The organism is Bradyrhizobium sp. HKCCYLR20261 (assembly GCF_051168435.1).
Classification (GTDB): domain Bacteria; phylum Pseudomonadota; class Alphaproteobacteria; order Rhizobiales; family Xanthobacteraceae; genus Bradyrhizobium.
This window is the reverse complement of the sequence record NZ_JBNPUZ010000010.1, coordinates 69649-85551: the sequence shown is the minus strand read 5'-3', so window position 1 is coordinate 85551 and position 15903 is coordinate 69649. Positions and strand designations below refer to the sequence as shown.

Below are 15903 nucleotides of genomic sequence, written 5' to 3'. Positions count from 1 at the left end.
TCTAGACCGGCTTGCGCCAGCTGCGGCCGTCGCGCGCGAGCAGCTCCGCCGCAGCCTTGGGACCTTCGCTTCCCGCACTGTACGTATGCAGGCCGTCGTGGCCGGCCTTCTTCCAGGCCTCGATGAACGGCTCAACCGCCTTCCAGCCGGCCTCGACGCTGTCGGCGCGCTGGAACAGGATATTGTCGCCGATCATGCAGTCATAGATCAGGGTCTCGTAGCCGGTCGCGGGCTCGGCCTGGAAATAGTCCTTGTAGTTGAACTTCATCTGCACGCCGTCGGTGCGGATGGTCGGCCCCGGGATCTTGGTGTTGAACTGCAGGGTGATGCTCTGCGTCGGCTCGATGCCGATGACGAGATAGTTCTCCGCAAGCGTATCGATCGGCGTGCAGCTGAACATCGCGAACGGTGCCTGCCGGAACTTGATCGCGACCTCGGTGCGCTTGGCGCCGAGCGCCTTGCCGGTGCGCAGATAGAACGGCACGCCGGCCCAGCGCCAATTGTCGATCGTGAGCTTGAGCGCCGCATAGGTCTCGGTCGCGCTGTCGGGATTCACATCCCTGGTCTCGCGATAAGCAGCCAGTTCGGTGTCGCCGATCGTGCCCGCCTTGTACTGGCCGCGCACGGAATTCAGCAGCGCTTCCTCTTCGGTCAGCGGTTGGATCGCCGAGAGCACCTCGGCCTTCTCGGAGCGCACGGTATGCGCATCGAACCGCGCCGGCGGCTCCATCGCCACCAGCGACAGCAGCTGGAACAGATGGTTCGGCACCATGTCGCGCAGCGCGCCGGTGGCGTCATAGAAGCTGCCGCGCGTGCCGACGCCGAGCTTCTCCTCGACCGTGATCTGGACGTGGTCGATGTGATGCCTGTTCCAGATCGGCTCGAACATGCCGTTGGCGAAGCGCAGCACCAGGATGTTCTGCACCGTCTCTTTGCCGAGATAGTGATCGATGCGGTAGATCTGATGCTCGGTCACGAGCTCCAGCAGCTGATCGTTGAGCTTCTTGGCCGAGGCGAGATCGGTGCCGAACGGCTTTTCGACCACCAGCCGCCGCCACGCCTTACCGTCCTCCTTCAACAGCCCGACACGGCCGAGTTGCTGCGCGATCGGGGCGAAGGCGGCGGGCGGTGTCGCCAGATAGAACAGCCGGTTGCCGTGTGTCTCCCTTGCGGCTTCGAGTTTTTCAAGCCGCTCCTTCAGCTCGTCAAAGCTGTCCGGCTCCTTCGGATCGGCCTCGATCGCGGTCACGCAATGCAGGAGGCGCTGCGCGATCTCGTCCTCGATCGGCCGCGTCGCGTATTTGCGCAGCCCTTCCATCAGATTGCTGCGGAGTTGCTCGCTCGACATGCCCTTGCGGGCGATGCCGACGATGCAGAACCGGTCCGGCAGCAGATTGCTGGCGGCGAGATTGTAGAGCGACGGCAGCACCAGCCGGTGCGTGAGATCGCCGGTCACGCCGAAGATGACGAAGGCGCAGGCGTCGGGCTTCTGGTGCGGCGGCTGGTGAGGATGCAGCGGGGTCACGCGCGGTCCGCCTTGTCAGCCGCGTCAGATTTGGGCTTGACGATCTCCGGCGCGCTCTGGCGCGCAGGATCAGGATGCTGCTCGGGCTCCTTGTGGCCGCCGAAGCCTTCGCGCATGGCGGACAGGATCTTCTCCGCGAAGGTGTGTTCCTGACGCGAGCGGAAGCGCGCGAACAGCGCCGCGGTCAGCACCTCCGCCGGCACGGCTTCGTCGATCGCAGCGTTGACGGTCCAGCGGCCCTCGCCGGAATCCTCGACATAGCCGGAGTATTTTTCCAGGCCCGGCTGGCGCGCGAGCGCGCTCGCGGTGAGGTCGAGCAGCCAGGACGGGATCACGCTGCCGCGGCGCCAGACCTCGGCGATATCGGCGAGGTCGAAATCGAAGCGATGCGCCTCCGGCAACGCGTCGCTGTTGGCATGACGCAGGATGTCGAAGCCTTCGGCATAGGCCTGCATCAGGCCGTATTCGATGCCGTTATGGATCATCTTGACGAAATGCCCGGCGCCGGTCGGGCCGGCGTGGATATAGCCCTGCTCGACACGGGGATCGCGGCCGTCCCGGCCGGGCGTGCGCGGGATGTCGCCGATGCCGGGAGCGAGCGTCGAAAATATCGGATCGAGCCGGTCGACGACCGCCTTGTCGCCGCCGATCATCATGCAATAGCCGCGCTCGAGACCCCAGACGCCGCCGGAGGTGCCGACGTCGACGTAATGCAGGCCACGCTCACGCAGCGCCTTGCCCCGGCGAACGTCGTCCTGCCAAAAACTGTTGCCGCCGTCGATGATGACGTCGTCGGAGGACATCAGCTTGGTGAGCTGCTCGACGGTCGCTTCGGTAATCTTGCCGGCCGGCAGCATGATCCAGGCATGCCGCGGCGTCGCAAGCTTGCCGACGAACTCTTCCAGGCTCGCGGCACCCGTCGCGCCCTCGGAAACCAGGGCGGCGACCGCCTTCGCGTCACGATCATAGACCACGCACGAATGTCCCGCGCGCATCAGGCGGCGCACGATGTTGCCGCCCATCCGCCCGAGACCGATCATTCCCAACTGCATCGACGAGACCTTCCTAGCTCAGCGCTTCGGTGATGGCGCTGTCGAGCAGCTTCAGGCCCGACTTCAGATTGCCCTTGAGATGCACGCGCAGTGCGCGGCGGCCGCGCTCGGTGAGCACGTCGAAATCGCCGCGCGCCTGCGCCGCCTTGATGACGCCGAAACTCGCCTGCTGGCCGGGGATCGGCAGGTCCTGCGCATCATCGGCGGTGATCTGCAGGAACACGCCGCTGTCCGGGCCGCCCTTGTAAGCCTGGCCGGTCGAATGCAGGAAGCGCGGGCCGAACTCGGCGCAGGTCGCCAGATGCTTGCTATCGCGCAGTTTCATACGCATGCGCTGCAAGGCATCGGTGTTCGCGTCATTGTGCTCGATATAGCCGAGCAGCGCGATGTAGTCGCCGTCGCCGGCGCGGCTGAGATGCGCCTTCAGCCACGAGGCGAGGCTGCCGTTGGCGCCGTGCTCGCGCAGGCTCTCGGCGTTATGGCTGTCGGTGTAGAGCTCGCAGCCCTTGATGGCGACGACCGGCTCTTCGGCGGGAAGCGATCCGGTCTCTTCGAACGCCGCCGTGAGCTCGCGGGTCTTGATCTTGGCGGACTCCACGTCGGGCTGATCGAACGGGTTGATGCCGAGCACGGCGCCAGCAACGGCCGTCGCCATCTCGAAGCGGAAGAACTCCTGCCCGAGCTGGCCGATCGAGGCCAACACGATGCGCACCACCGGATGACCCGCCTCTTCGAGCGCGGCCAGCTTGTCGTCGTGGCCGGCGACATCGTCGCCATCGACCTTGATGTCGATGAAGAAGCGGTCATGGCCGTAGACCTCGGGCGAGGCAACCGGCTCGCCGTCGATCGGGATGAGGCCCTTGCCTTCCTTACCGGTGGACTCCGCGATCAGCTGCTCGACCCAGGCGCCGAAATCGGCGATTCTGGGCGAGGCGAAGATCGTCACCTTGTCGCGGCCGTCGAGCCCGGCGAGGCCCATGGCGAGGCCGAGCTGCACGCCCGAATTCTGCAGCGGCGGCACGTCCGGGCCGCAGGAGCGGACCATGGATAGTGCATTTTTGATCAGCTTGCGCACGTCGATGCCGGCGGTCGCGGCCGGCACCAGGCCGAATGGCGACAGCACCGAATAGCGGCCGCCGATGGTCGGCTCGCCGTGGAAGACGCGTGCGAAGCCCTGCGCCTTGGCCGCCTTTTCCAGCGAGGAGCCGGGATCGGTGACGGCGATGAAGCGATGGCCGGCCTTCTTCGGCCCGATCGCCTCGCTGACGCGCGCGAAGAAGTAATCCTTCATCGCGTTCGGCTCGGTGGTGCCGCCCGATTTCGAGGAGACGATGAAGACCGTCTTTGCAATATCGATCTTCTTCTCCATCGCGCGCACCTGCGCCGGATCGGTGGAGTCGAGCACGTGCAGCTTGGGGAAGCCGGACGTGCGCGGGAAGGTCTTCGCAAGCACCTCCGGCCCGAGGCTGGAGCCGCCCATGCCGAGCACGACCGCGTCGGAGAATTTTTGCCCCTTCACCCGCTGGGCATAGTCCTCGTAGTCGGCGATGTCGGCTGTCTCGGCGCTGGTCAGCCAGCCCAGCCATTTGTGCTCGTCCTTGCCGGTCCAGACCGAAGCATCCTTGTGCCAGAGGCGGCGGATCTTGGCGGCCTTGCGCCACTCCTCGGTGGCGGCCTGCACCTTCTTGTCGAGATCAGCAGCAACCGCGATCGACTGCTGCCCGAGCGCCTCGCCGAGCACGACGGCGCGCTTATGCGCCACCGCTCCATAGAGCTTGTCGGCGGCATCGGCGAACTGCTTGACGCCGTCGACCACGAGGTCGGCGGTGATGTCGTCGAGCGAGATGCCGGTCTTGGCGAGATCCTCGAGCGCCGCCTTGGCGGCGTCGATGTCCTCCTCCAGGCTGTCGCGCACCTCTCCGTGATCGCGGAAGGCGTCCAGCGTCGCCGGCGGCACCGTATTGACCGTGTTCGGCCCGATCAGCTCCTCGACATAGAGGACGTCGCGATAATCCTTGTTCTTGGTGCCGGTGGAGGCCCAGAGCAGGCGCTGCGGCTTGGCGCCTTTGGCGGCCAGGTTCTCCCAGCGGTCGCCGGAGAACAGGTGCTTGTAATCCTGATACGCCATCTTGGCATTGGCGATCGCGATCTTGCCCTTCAGCGCGGTCAGCCGCTCCTTCTCCGTGGGGTCGTTGGCCTGGGCGATCTTCTCGTCCAGCTGCTTGTCGACGACGCTGTCGATGCGGCTGACGAAGAACGAGGCCACGCTCGCGACATGCGACGGATCGCCGCCATCGGCGACATAGGCTTCGAGACCGGCGAGATAGGCCTCGGCAACCTGCCGATAGACCTCTTGCGAGAACAGCAAGGTGATGTTGACGCTGATGCCCGTGGAGATCAGATGCTGGATCGCCGGCAGGCAGGCGTCCGTGGCCGGGACCTTGATCATCAGGTTCTTGCGATCCACGGCCTTCCAGAGCTGCTCGGCCTCGGCGATCGTGCCTTTGGCGTCCATCGCCAGATAGGGCGAGACTTCGAGGCTGACGAAGCCGTCATTGCCCTTGAACTGGTCGTAGACCGGCCGCAGCACGTCGGCGGCGTTCTGAATGTCCTCGACGGCGACAGCCTCGAACAGCTGGGTTGGCGAGCGGTCGCCGTGCTTCAGCGCCTTGGCGATCGGGGAGTCGTATTCGTCGGAGCTGCCTATCGCTTTCTCGAAGATCGCGGGATTTGAGGTGACGCCCTTGACGCCATCCTCGTCGATCAGCCGCTTGAGGTCGCCCTTGGCGACGAAGCCGCGTGCGAGGAAATCGAGCCAGACCGCCTGGCCGTGTTCTTCGAGAGCTTTGACCGGATTCATGATGCCTATCTATGTGCGTCGGCTTGCTTTTTCGGGTTCCAATCGGGGCATCCTGCCAGACCGACATGGACCCAATATGAACAACTATGCGCCACCGGTATGGATAACGCCATTCATATTGGATTGATCCCTGTGCAATCCCAAGCGCTTTGGGCGGATTTCGGGTGTGGGGAGGGACGTCAGGGGCGGATGTAGAGATAGCCCTGGGATTGCAGCTCGGCGATCCTGACGACGCCGCCTTTCTCGGCCACGACGAAGCCTGGCAGCAGATCGCTGAGAGCGATGTTCTGGGCCTTCATCGTGTTGCCGCAGGCGGCGAGCTCGAGGCCGGACTTGGAGAAATGTCCGATGCGGCTGCGGATGTCCGGCGCCGCGCCCGTAGTGAAGGCGCGCAGCGCGGGGCCGTGGATCACCAGCGCGATCGTGACGTGATCCGGGCCGCCGACGCCGTCGTAGTGATTCTGAATGTTGCCAAGAACGAAGCCAACCTTGTCGCTCTCGTTCAAATGGTAAACGACTTTTAATCTGCCGGATGCGGCGCTCTCGGTCGCCGCTTGTGCGCGCGAGCTCGCGAACAGCGCGCCAAGGGCGGCGACGGCTGCGCTCAACATGTTGCGCCGATCCATCGTCCGCCTCCTTGCATTGCCAGCAACGCGCCACATCTGTTTCGTGATGGTCTCATTTGTGCCGGATCGCCGCGAGCTCCTTGCGGTCGGTCACCAGCCCCGCGCAGTCGGCGACGTCGCTGCGATCGACGCGGAAGATCTTGTCATCGGCGCCGGCGACCAGCGCGTCGCCAGCCTCGGCGTCAGGTTTGTTGTCGCGCTGCCAGACGGTGATGCGGGTCAAGCGCACGATCGCGGCCTTGTCATCCTTCGCCATTGCGATCTCGATGCCGCCGCCCTCGCAGTCAACGGGGCAATTGTAACGAATCTCTCCACCGGCGGCGTTGACACGCGCGTGTTCGCACGATCCACTGGAGTCGAAATCGCCGGGCCGGTCGCGATAGCTCACGCCCAGACGAAACGAATAGGTCATCTCGCGTTCGCCCGGCGGAATCTCCGCGGTCATGAGCAACTGCATGGCCGAAACCTTCTGCTTGGGATGGCGCGCGAGATGATCGGCATCGTAGCGACGCGTGAAACAGGCATAAGCCTTCTGTCCAGGCGCCTTGGTGAAGACGCGTGTGTCGAACATGCGCGCTTGCGTCTTGCTGACGATGTCGTCGGCGCGTGCCGCAACCACCATCGCGCAGCTCGTGAGCACGAGGAGAACAATCCGTTTCATGAACGTGGCCGATTGAACCTGACTTGTTCGCGGCAAGCGCCGCGGATGAATCGTTCCAATCCTTCGTCGCGGCGAAGAATATTCTCGTTCATCCGCGGTTCACGTCCGGCGCGACCATCCTCATCGGGTGTCGCAGCTTCGGGTTCACGTGCCTTCACAAGGCCTTGTGCGACGCGGGGGACTACGGTGCCGGGGTATTGCGGATGTTGCGAAGCAGAGACATTGAGGTACAAATAGAGCCGATTGGCACCAGTTTGCCGAACTATTGAGCGAAGTGCATGTTGATCAGGCATATGCTGCATGCACTTTGCGTTGCGGAAAAGGACGAAGACGGTGCCCAATAGGGGCTAGCGCGCTTCACTCTGAGTCGTTCGAGATCAGGAGGAACGTACTTCGATCTCGGCTCGTTGCAGCAGTGCGGCGGAACCTACGTGGAGAGGGATCATGTACAACGATTCGTTGTTCAACGCGTTCGCGAGGTCGTTCGAGGCCCGAAGCCAGACCGACATGTCGATGCAGGAATATCTGGAATCGTGTCGAACCGACCCGATGCGATACGCGAACGCCGCGGAGCGACTACTAGCTGCGATCGGTGAGCCTCAGATGATTGACACGGCCAAGGACCCACGCCTTGGCCGTATTTTTTTGAACCGGACGGTTCGCCTGTATCCCGCCTTCGCCGGCTTCTACGGCATGGAAGATACGATCGAGCGCATCGTCGGCTTCTTCCGCCACGCCGCGCAGGGCTTGGAAGAGCGCAAGCAGATCCTCTATCTGCTTGGCCCGGTCGGCGGCGGCAAGTCGTCGCTCTCCGAACGCCTGAAGCAGCTGATGGAGGTGCATCCGATCTACGTGCTCAAGGCCGGCGATGAATTGAGCCCGGTGTTCGAATCTCCGCTCAGCCTGTTCGATCCCGACACCTTGGGCCCGATGCTGGAGGAGAAATACGGCATTCCGCGCCGCCGCCTCACGGGACTGATGAGCCCATGGTGCTACAAGCGGCTCGAAGCCTTCGGCGGCGACATCTCGCAATTCCGCGTCGCCAAGATCCAGCCGTCGCGGCTGCGCCAGATCGGTATCGCCAAGACCGAGCCGGGCGACGAGAACAACCAGGACATCTCCTCGCTGGTCGGCAAGGTCGATATCCGCAAGCTGGAGACCTACGCGCAGAACGATCCGGACGCCTACAGCTATTCGGGCGGTCTCAACCGCGCCAACCAGGGCATTCTCGAATTCGTCGAGATGTTCAAGGCGCCGATCAAGATGCTGCACCCGCTGCTGACCGCGACGCAGGAAGGCAACTATATCGGCACCGAGAACATCGGCGCGATCCCCTATAACGGCGTGATCCTCGCTCACTCCAACGAAGCGGAGTGGCAGAGCTTCAAGACCAACAAGAACAACGAGGCCTTCATCGACCGCATCTGCGTCATCAAGGTGCCGTACTGCCTGCGCACCACCGAAGAGCGCAAGATCTACGAGAAGCTGATCCAGGGCTCCGAGCTCGCCACCGCGCCCTGCGCGCCGGCGACCTTGGACACCTTGGCCCGGTTCTCGGTGATGTCGCGGCTGCGCAAGCACGAGAACTCGACGCTCTACGCCAAGATGCGGGTCTATGACGGCGAGAGCCTGAAGGAGTCCGATCCGAAGGCGCGCAGCGTGCAGGAATATCGCGACGCCGCCGGCGTCGACGAGGGCATGGACGGCATCTCCACCCGCTTTGCCTTCAAGGTGCTGGCCGCGACCTACAATCACGACACGTCGGAAGTCTCGGCCGACGCCGTGCACCTGATGTACGTGCTGGAGCAGTCGATCAAGCGTGAGCAGCTGCCGGAGGAGATCGAGAAGCGCTATCTCGAATTCATCAAGGCCGACCTCGCGCCACGCTACGCCGAGTTCATCGGCCACGAGATCCAGAAGGCCTATCTCGAATCCTACTCCGATTACGGCCAGAACCTGTTCGACCGGTACGTCGACTATGCCGATGCCTGGATCGAGGATCAGGACTTCAAGGATCCCGACACCGGGCAGCTGCTCAATCGCGAGCTCCTGAACCAGGAGCTGACCAAGATCGAGAAGCCGGCGGGGATCGCCAACCCGAAGGACTTCCGTAACGAGGTTGTCAAGTTCTCGCTGCGCTCCCGGGCCCAGAACGGCGGAAAAAATCCGTCCTGGACCTCCTACGAAAAGATCCGCGAAGTCATCGAAAAGAGGATATTCTCGCAGGTCGAAGACCTTCTCCCGGTCATCTCCTTCGGCACCAAGAAGGACGGCGATACCGAGAAGAAGCACGCCGACTTCGTCCAGCGCATGGTCGAGCGCGGCTATACCGAGCGGCAGGTCCGCCGGCTGGTCGAGTGGTACATGCGGGTGAAGCAGGCGGGTTGATCGTGGTCCGGCGCCGATGGTCGCTGCATGTGCTGCAGGCCATCGGATGGACGTCGGCGCCTGGGCTATGATCGACGCGGAGCGTTCGGCGCCGAGCGTCGGACAGGAATGATGCGGGTGCGGTGCCGGATAGATGCTGCAACGCCGCATCGCGGCGGGGGAGAGCAGGAGCAGAAGCCGCTGCAGCAGGAGGCGTATGGAACGTGGTCATGCACATCATTGATCGGCGCCTGAATCCGGGCGGCAAAAGTCTCGAAAATCGTCAGCGATTTTTGCGACGCGCCAAGGCTCTCGTTCAAGGAGCGGTCAAGAAGACCTCGCAGGACCGCGACATCAAGGACGTGCTGGAGGGCGGCGAGGTCTCGATCCCGCTCGACGGCATGGACGAGCCGCGCTTCCGCCGCGAGGGCGGCACCCGCGACATGGTGCTGCCGGGCAACAAGAAATTCATCGAGGGCGACATCCTGCCGCGCTCCGGCGACGGCAGCGGCCGCAAGTCCGGCCCCGGGCAGGGCGACAGCGAGGACGCCTTCCGCTTCGTGCTGAGCAAGGAGGAGTTCGTCAATCTCTTCCTCGACGACCTCGAACTGCCCGACCTCGCCAAACGCAAGTTTGCCGAAGCCGAGAGCGAAGGGCTGGTGCGCGCCGGCTATTCGACGTCCGGTTCACCGGCCAACATTTCGATCAGCCGGACCGTCACCCGCGCGATGGCGCGCCGCGTTGCGCTGCGCCGGCCGCGGCCGGAGGCGATTGCCGAACTCGAAGCCAGGATTGCCGAGGAGACCGACGAGGACAAGAAGGTCGCGCTGGTGGCCGAGCTCGAAGCCTTGAAGGCCAAGGCCAAGCGCATCCCGTTCATCGATCCCATTGACATCCGCTACCGCCGCTTCGAGGCGGTGCCGAAGCCGATCGCGCAGGCCGTGATGTTCTGCCTGATGGATGTCTCCGGCTCGATGTCCGAGCACATGAAGGACTTGGCCAAACGCTTCTACATGCTGCTCTACGTGTTCCTGACGCGGCGCTACCGCCATGTCGAGATCGTGTTCATCCGCCACACCGACCGCGCCGAGGAGGTCGACGAGCAGACCTTCTTCTATGGCCCGGCCTCCGGTGGCACGCTGGTCTCCAGCGCCCTGCAATGCATGCACGACATCGTCCGCTCGCGCTTCCGTCCCTCCGACTGGAACATCTACGCGGCGCAGGCTTCCGACGGCGACAACGCCACCTCGGATTCGGAGAATGTGTCACGGCTCTTGGTCGACAACATCCTGCCGGTGTCGCAGTTCTTCGCCTATCTCGAGGTCGGCGAATCCGGCACCTATTCGTTCGAGATGCCGGACTCGGCGCTGTGGTCGCTGTATGAGCGTCTGCGCGCCAACGGCCAGCCGCTGTCGATGCGCAAGGTACGCGATCGCAGTGAGATCTTCCCCGTCTTCCACGATTTGTTTCAACGTCGTGGTACCACGCAGGAAAGGGCGGCATCATGAGCGGATTGCTGTTCGAAGGCGCCGACTGGAATTTCCTCACCCTGCAGCGCATTCACGATGCCTGCGAGGCCGTGGCGCAGAAGGAGCTCGGGCTCGACACCTATCCGAACCAGATCGAGGTCATCACCGCCGAGCAGATGCTCGACGCCTATTCCTCGGTCGGCATGCCGCTGTTCTACAAGCACTGGTCGTTCGGCAAGCACTTCGCCTATCACGAGGCCTCGTATCGCAAGGGCCTGATGGGCCTCGCCTATGAGATCGTGATCAACTCCTCGCCCTGCATCTCCTATCTGATGGAGGAGAACACGGCGACGATGCAGACGCTGGTCATCGCCCATGCCGCGTTTGGCCACAACCATTTCTTCAAGAACAACTACCTGTTCAAGCAGTGGACCGATGCCGACGGCATCCTGGACTATCTCGATTTCGCCCGCGGCTATATCGCGCAATGCGAGGAGCGGTTCGGCCGCATGGCGGTCGAGCACACGCTCGATGCCGCGCATGCGCTGATGTCGCATGGCGTCGACCGCTATCCCGGCAAGAAGAAGCTCGACTTCCGCGAGGAGGAGAAGCGCGCCGGCAAGCGCCGGCTTTATGAAGAGGAGCAGTTCAACGATCTCTGGCGCACGGTGCCGACGGGCCCCGCCAAGACCAGCGCGGTGCTCAATGTCGAACGTCGCAAGGCGCTGCTCGGCCTGCCGCAGGAGAACCTGCTTTACTTCCTGGAGAAGAGTGCGCCGCGGCTGGCGCCCTGGCAGCGCGAATTGCTGCGCATCGTCCGCCACATCGCGCAATATTTCTATCCGCAGGGCCAGACGAAGGTCATGAACGAGGGCACGGCGACCTACGTGCACTATCGCATCATGAAGCGGTTGCACGAGGACGGCCGGCTCACCGACGGCAATTTCCTCGAATTCCTGCAGTCGCACACCAATGTGGTGTTCCAGCCGGAGTTCGACGATCCGCGCTTCTCCGGCTTCAATCCCTACGCGCTCGGCTTTGCGATCATGCAGGACATCGAGCGCATCGTAAAGGATCCGACCGAGGAGGACCGCGAGTGGTTCCCGGACATTGCCGGCACCGGCGACGAGATGGCGGTGCTGCGTGACGTCTGGGCGAATTACCGCGACGAGAGCTTCATCAGCCAGTTTTTGAGCCCGGCTCTGATCCGGCAGCTTCGGTTGTTCCATCTGCATGACGATCCGGCGGAGCGCGCCGGCATTTTGGTCGACGCCATCCACGACGAGCGCGGCTACCGCCGTATCCGCCGCGAGCTGTCGAAGCAGTACGACGTCGGCTATATCGACCCGAACATCGAGGTGGTCGACGTCGACCTCGCCGGCGACCGCCGCCTGATGCTGCGGCATACGGTCGTGAAGGGCGCCCAGCTCAACGAGACCGACACCAAGCGCGTGCTCCAGCACCTCGCCGACCTCTGGAGCTACGACGTTCAGCTGACCGAGGTCGATGCGGCGAGCGACAAGGTCCTGAAGGAGTACGTGCTCAATCCCCGGATACAACCGGCGGCCGCGTAGCGCGGCCGCCAGGCGTTAGATGTCCGCGTAGACTTCGAGCAGATTGCCGTCGGGATCCCGGAAGAATAGGGTGCGGTGGCCGAAGGGCTGGTCCGTTGGCGGCTCCACGAGAGCGATGCCCTTCTCTGTCAGCTCAGCTGCACAGCGGTCGACGTCGTCTCGCGACACTTTGAACGCCAGCTGGAGCGAGGCGCTTCCTCGCGGCGTCGACTGGTCCGATGCCAGCCGCTTCGGCTGAGCAAGTGCCAGCGTATTCGGGCCGATCTGGTATTCGATCCAGCCTTGTGACAGTTCCCTTAACAATGAAAAGCCGAGCACCTCCTCATAGAAGCCGCGCATGGCCTGCCAGTTGCGCGCCAGGATGATTGTGTAGTCGACAGCGCGAATGGCCCGGAATGCGGAAGTTGTGGCTCGATTGGTCATGGTCCTGCTCTTCGTCTGTCGGTCGAACTCGGCTTTCAATTCCGCAGCGAGTGACGCAAGCCCGCGCTCTCGCCGCGCAAGAGGTGCGCTCCCCTCCCCCTTGCGGGGAGGGGTCGGGGGTGGGGGTCCCCGCGCATCCAACTCGCTTGGGGCACGTTCACGCGTCCTCCGCCACCATCGGATTTTGTCGAGCGGCCTTGCCGCCTCTACGCTTATCCCGGTGAGCTTCTCACCTCGCTCGCCTCATATCCAGCGGAGTTCTTGGACCCCCACCCCCGACCCCTCCCCGCAAGGGGGAGGGGAGCCGACCGCCGCTGCGGCAATATCCCGCGTCATACCGCAGAGGAATCAACTCAGAAATCGTTTCGTGGCGTGTTGAGACCGAGTGCGGCGTCTTCCGCGGCAAGTAGCGCAAGCCGGATCGGCCCGCTATGGTGCGCGCGGCGGGCTTGAGGCCAGCCGGTGGGAACGTCAATCGAAGTGGGCGTAAGGCGCGTGGTTGAGGCAAAGGAGACGCTGGCGACGATCCGGCGGGACCGGTTCATTCCGATTCGGAAGTCCGATGTCCTCGACGCCGTGATCTCGCATGGCGGCCTCGACGAGGCCCAGTCGGCCGAGCTGCGCCGGCTGGCCCAGATGCTCGGCGCCATCCTGCACCATGAATATTTCGACGAGCTCGACCGCCTCCGCGACGCCTATTTCGATTTCGATCCTGAAGTCCCGGGCGGGCGCCATCGCGCCCCGGCCGAACTCGACGCCGCTTACAATAATCTGACCAATGAGTTCGTCCGTGTGCTCGGCGAAGCCAATTTCATCGAGATCACCCATGACGAGATCGAGCGCGCCTTCGCCGAGCATGCGCTGGTTCGGGTCAAGCTGAAGGCGCCGATCTCCGATTTTCGCGCGGTACGGATGTTCCGGCGCGGCACGCATCAGGAGACCATCGAGGTCCCCATGCTCTACGGCCTGCGCCGCCGCAAGCAGGACATCGAGGTCTATGACGACATCATCCTGATGGTCGCGACCAGGCCCGACGAGCCCACCAGGACAAAGCGCAAGACGGCGGCCTGGCGCGGCCGCAACAAGATCCGCGGCGGCGCGGTGCTGTTCAAATATTTCCGCCACATCGCGCGCTTCGATCTCGAAGCGCTGCTGCCGAATGTCCGCGTCGTGATGGGCCTGCGCGAGCAGCTGACGCTCGGGGTGCCGGCGCTGGTTGGCGGCGTGCCGATCCTGCTCAAGCTCGCTTCGACGCTCACGGTGCTGTTCATCGTCGCCGGCTTCTATCTCGGCCTCAGCGGCACCGTGCACGACAACGACACCGAGCAGGCGCTGGCCGCACTGTCCGGCCTGTTTGCACTCGGCGCCTTCATCCTCAGGCAATGGGGCAATTTCCACCGCCAGTCGCTGATCCACCAGAAGCAGGTCACCGATAACATCTACTTCCGCAACGTCAACAACAACTCCGGCATCTTCAATTACCTGATCGGCGAGGCCGAGGACCAGGACTGGAAGGAGGCTGTGCTGGCCTATGGCGGCCTGCTGCTGGCCTCGGTGCCGCTGAGCCGGGAGTCTTTGGGCAGCCATGTCGAGGAGCTGCTGCAGCAGATGTTCGGACTGGGCCGCGCGTTCAACATCGATGAGGCGCTGATCAGGCTGCGCGAGCTCGGGCTCGTCAGCGGTGATGATGGCGCCTTGTCGGCGCTGCCGCTGCCGGAGGCGATTGCGCAGCTCGACCGCGTCTGGGCGAATGCGCTGCGGGCGTAGTCGAGCTCACCATGCGCAGCCTGCTGGTGAAGAACTTCGGCGACTTGCTTCTCTTGCCCCAGCAAATGCTCTCCACCCTCACCCTGAGGAGCCCGCCGCAGGCGGGCGTCTCGAAGGGCGAGGCCACAGCTCGGGCCTCGCGGTTCGAGGCGCGTCGCGAGGGCGACGCTCCTCACCGTGAGGGGGCGCACCGAGGATGGCGCTGCACTTGCCCCCCGAGGATTGTGTTCACGCGGGGTGAGCAGCCAAGCGTGATGAGTCCGAGCAGGGCTTTCCTCTGCTAACGCAGGCTCGCGTTGATCTTGTCGAGCACGCTCTGACCCGGGCAGAGATCCACCGCCTCCAGCCGGTTCAACGGCCGCTCCACCGTGTTGAGATGGCTGTGCAGGTCATCCGCCTCGGGATCGACATACAGCAGCCCGGTCACGATCTGTCCTTGCGCGGCGTGCTTCTGCAAAAAAGTCATCGCGCCGAGCCTGTCGTGCGGATCGTAGTCGGCGTCGAGCTTGCGCAGCGCCAGCCGCGAGCCGTCGTGCTGCTCGACGATCTGCACCGTGCCGGGGTCCTGGTCGATCTCGATCGGATCGCGCCCGGTCAGCACGTCCAGCCGGTTGACCGCGTCATTGTGCTCGCGGACATAGTCGAAACTCTTGGTCGAGCCGGCGTGATTGTTGAAGGCGATGCACGGACTGATGACGTCGATGAATGCGGCGCCCTTGTGCCGGATCGCACCCTCTATGATCGGCACCAGCTGCTTCTTGTCGCCCGAGAACGAGCGTGCGACGTAGGTCGCGCCCAGTTGCAGCGCGATGCCGACGAGGTCGATCGGGTTGTCGGTGTTGGTGACGCCCTTCTTCGACTTCGAGCCGCGGTCGGCGGTGGCCGAGAACTGGCCCTTGGTCAGGCCGTAGACGCCGTTGTTCTCGACGATATAGGTCATGTTGACGCCGCGCCGGATCGCATGCGCGAACTGGCCGAAGCCGATCGAGGCGGAATCGCCGTCGCCGGAGACGCCGAGATAGATCAGCTCGCGGTTGGCGAGGTTGGCGCCGGTCAGCACCGAGGGCATGCGGCCGTGCACGGTGTTGAAGCCGTGCGAATTGCCGAGGAAATAGTCCGGCGTCTTCGACGAGCAGCCGATGCCCGAAATCTTGGCCACCCGATGCGGCTCGATCGACAGCTCGAAGCAGGCCTCGATGATGGACGCCGTGATCGAATCGTGGCCGCAGCCGGCGCACAGGGTCGAGATCTTGCCCTCGTAGTCGCGATGGCTGTAGCCGAGATCGTTCTTCTTGATGCCGGGATGCTGGAATTTCGGCTTGGCGATGTAGGTCATGGGAGGCTCTCGCTGCTTTGCTCTGCCGCACGAGAAGGCAGGGATGCAGAAGTCTTGCGAAGATGGATGGCGAGCTGCTGCGCCGCGGGAAGTGGGCTCCCTCGCCCCGCTTGCGGGGAGAGGGTTGGGGTGAGGGGGGCTTTCCGCGCACCGAGCTCGTGGACAGTCCCCCTCACCCGGATTGCATCTTCGATGCAATCCGACCTCTCCCCGCAAGCGGGGAGAGGTGAAGGAAGCCGTGTC

Annotated in this window: 11 protein-coding genes; 4 read left to right on the top strand and 7 right to left on the bottom strand. The window is 63.9% G+C overall.

All coding sequences use genetic code 11. The features are described from left to right. Position 1 precedes the first annotated feature (1 nt). The 5 genes from zwf to ACQR1L_RS22695 all read right to left on the bottom strand — a co-directional run bounded on the left by zwf (position 2) and on the right by ACQR1L_RS22695 (position 6724). A complete protein-coding gene (zwf, locus tag ACQR1L_RS22715) occupies positions 2-1525 on the bottom strand; it encodes a glucose-6-phosphate dehydrogenase (protein WP_434860149.1) in 1524 nt (507 codons plus the stop codon). After that, on the bottom strand, positions 1522-2577 hold the full coding sequence (gene gnd, locus ACQR1L_RS22710; protein ID WP_434860148.1) for a phosphogluconate dehydrogenase (NAD(+)-dependent, decarboxylating): 1056 nt from the start codon (positions 2575-2577) through the stop codon (positions 1522-1524). The genes zwf and gnd overlap by 4 nt, the downstream gene beginning before the upstream one ends. 13 nt (positions 2578-2590) lie before the next feature. Beyond that, complete coding sequence (locus ACQR1L_RS22705) at positions 2591-5437, bottom strand: bifunctional transaldolase/phosoglucose isomerase (protein WP_434860147.1); 2847 nt, start codon at positions 5435-5437, stop codon at positions 2591-2593. A gap of 179 nt (positions 5438-5616) precedes the next feature. After that, positions 5617-6063: a DsrE family protein gene (locus ACQR1L_RS22700; protein WP_434860146.1), complete on the bottom strand. Its 447-nt coding sequence runs from the start codon at positions 6061-6063 to the stop codon at positions 5617-5619. A 52-nt stretch (positions 6064-6115) separates the two neighbouring features. Continuing rightward, positions 6116-6724 (bottom strand): hypothetical protein, encoded by a 609-nt coding sequence (locus tag ACQR1L_RS22695; protein WP_434860145.1) that lies wholly within the window; start codon positions 6722-6724, stop codon positions 6116-6118. 444 nt (positions 6725-7168) lie between these two features. On the opposite strand from ACQR1L_RS22695, the gene ACQR1L_RS22690 reads away from it, so the two are divergent. From ACQR1L_RS22690 to ACQR1L_RS22680, 3 genes are all read left to right on the top strand, one after another. After that, positions 7169-9112 (top strand): PrkA family serine protein kinase, encoded by a 1944-nt coding sequence (locus ACQR1L_RS22690; RefSeq protein WP_008962211.1) that lies wholly within the window; start codon positions 7169-7171, stop codon positions 9110-9112. A 209-nt stretch (positions 9113-9321) separates the two neighbouring features. Continuing rightward, positions 9322-10599, top strand: a complete 1278-nt coding sequence (locus ACQR1L_RS22685; RefSeq protein ID WP_434860144.1) for a YeaH/YhbH family protein — start codon at positions 9322-9324, stop codon at positions 10597-10599. Beyond that, a complete protein-coding gene (locus ACQR1L_RS22680) occupies positions 10596-12134 on the top strand; it encodes a SpoVR family protein (protein WP_434860143.1) in 1539 nt (512 codons plus the stop codon). The genes ACQR1L_RS22685 and ACQR1L_RS22680 overlap by 4 nt, the downstream gene beginning before the upstream one ends. Positions 12135-12149: 15 nt before the next feature. On the opposite strand, the gene ACQR1L_RS22675 is transcribed toward ACQR1L_RS22680, so the two are convergent. Continuing rightward, complete coding sequence (locus ACQR1L_RS22675; protein ID WP_434860142.1) at positions 12150-12557, bottom strand: VOC family protein; 408 nt, start codon at positions 12555-12557, stop codon at positions 12150-12152. A 495-nt stretch (positions 12558-13052) separates the two neighbouring features. Between ACQR1L_RS22675 and ACQR1L_RS22670 the strand changes: the two genes are divergently transcribed. Beyond that, entirely contained in the window at positions 13053-14324 is a 1272-nt protein-coding gene (locus ACQR1L_RS22670) for a TMEM143 family protein (protein ID WP_434860141.1), read from the top strand. Between the two features lie 280 nt (positions 14325-14604). Here ACQR1L_RS22670 and ACQR1L_RS22665 read toward each other — a convergent pair whose 3' ends face one another. Continuing rightward, entirely contained in the window at positions 14605-15660 is a 1056-nt protein-coding gene (locus ACQR1L_RS22665; protein ID WP_434860140.1) for a 2-oxoacid:ferredoxin oxidoreductase subunit beta, read from the bottom strand. Between the last annotated feature and the right edge of the window lie 243 nt (positions 15661-15903).

What these genes read in the sequence shown, in the direction of transcription:
- gnd (WP_434860148.1), bottom strand. Translation starts at nt 2,577, where the DNA reads ATGCAGTTGGGAATGATCGGTCTCGGGCGGATGGGCGGCAACATCGTG.
- ACQR1L_RS22705 (WP_434860147.1), bottom strand. Translation starts at nt 5,437, where the DNA reads ATGAATCCGGTCAAAGCTCTCGAAGAACACGGCCAGGCGGTCTGGCTC.
- ACQR1L_RS22700 (WP_434860146.1), bottom strand. Translation starts at nt 6,063, where the DNA reads ATGGATCGGCGCAACATGTTGAGCGCAGCCGTCGCCGCCCTTGGCGCG.
- ACQR1L_RS22695 (WP_434860145.1), bottom strand. Translation starts at nt 6,724, where the DNA reads ATGAAACGGATTGTTCTCCTCGTGCTCACGAGCTGCGCGATGGTGGTT.
- ACQR1L_RS22690 (WP_008962211.1), top strand. Translation starts at nt 7,169, where the DNA reads ATGTACAACGATTCGTTGTTCAACGCGTTCGCGAGGTCGTTCGAGGCC.
- ACQR1L_RS22685 (WP_434860144.1), top strand. Translation starts at nt 9,322, where the DNA reads ATGCACATCATTGATCGGCGCCTGAATCCGGGCGGCAAAAGTCTCGAA.
- ACQR1L_RS22680 (WP_434860143.1), top strand. Translation starts at nt 10,596, where the DNA reads ATGAGCGGATTGCTGTTCGAAGGCGCCGACTGGAATTTCCTCACCCTG.
- ACQR1L_RS22675 (WP_434860142.1), bottom strand. Translation starts at nt 12,557, where the DNA reads ATGACCAATCGAGCCACAACTTCCGCATTCCGGGCCATTCGCGCTGTC.
- ACQR1L_RS22665 (WP_434860140.1), bottom strand. Translation starts at nt 15,660, where the DNA reads ATGACCTACATCGCCAAGCCGAAATTCCAGCATCCCGGCATCAAGAAG.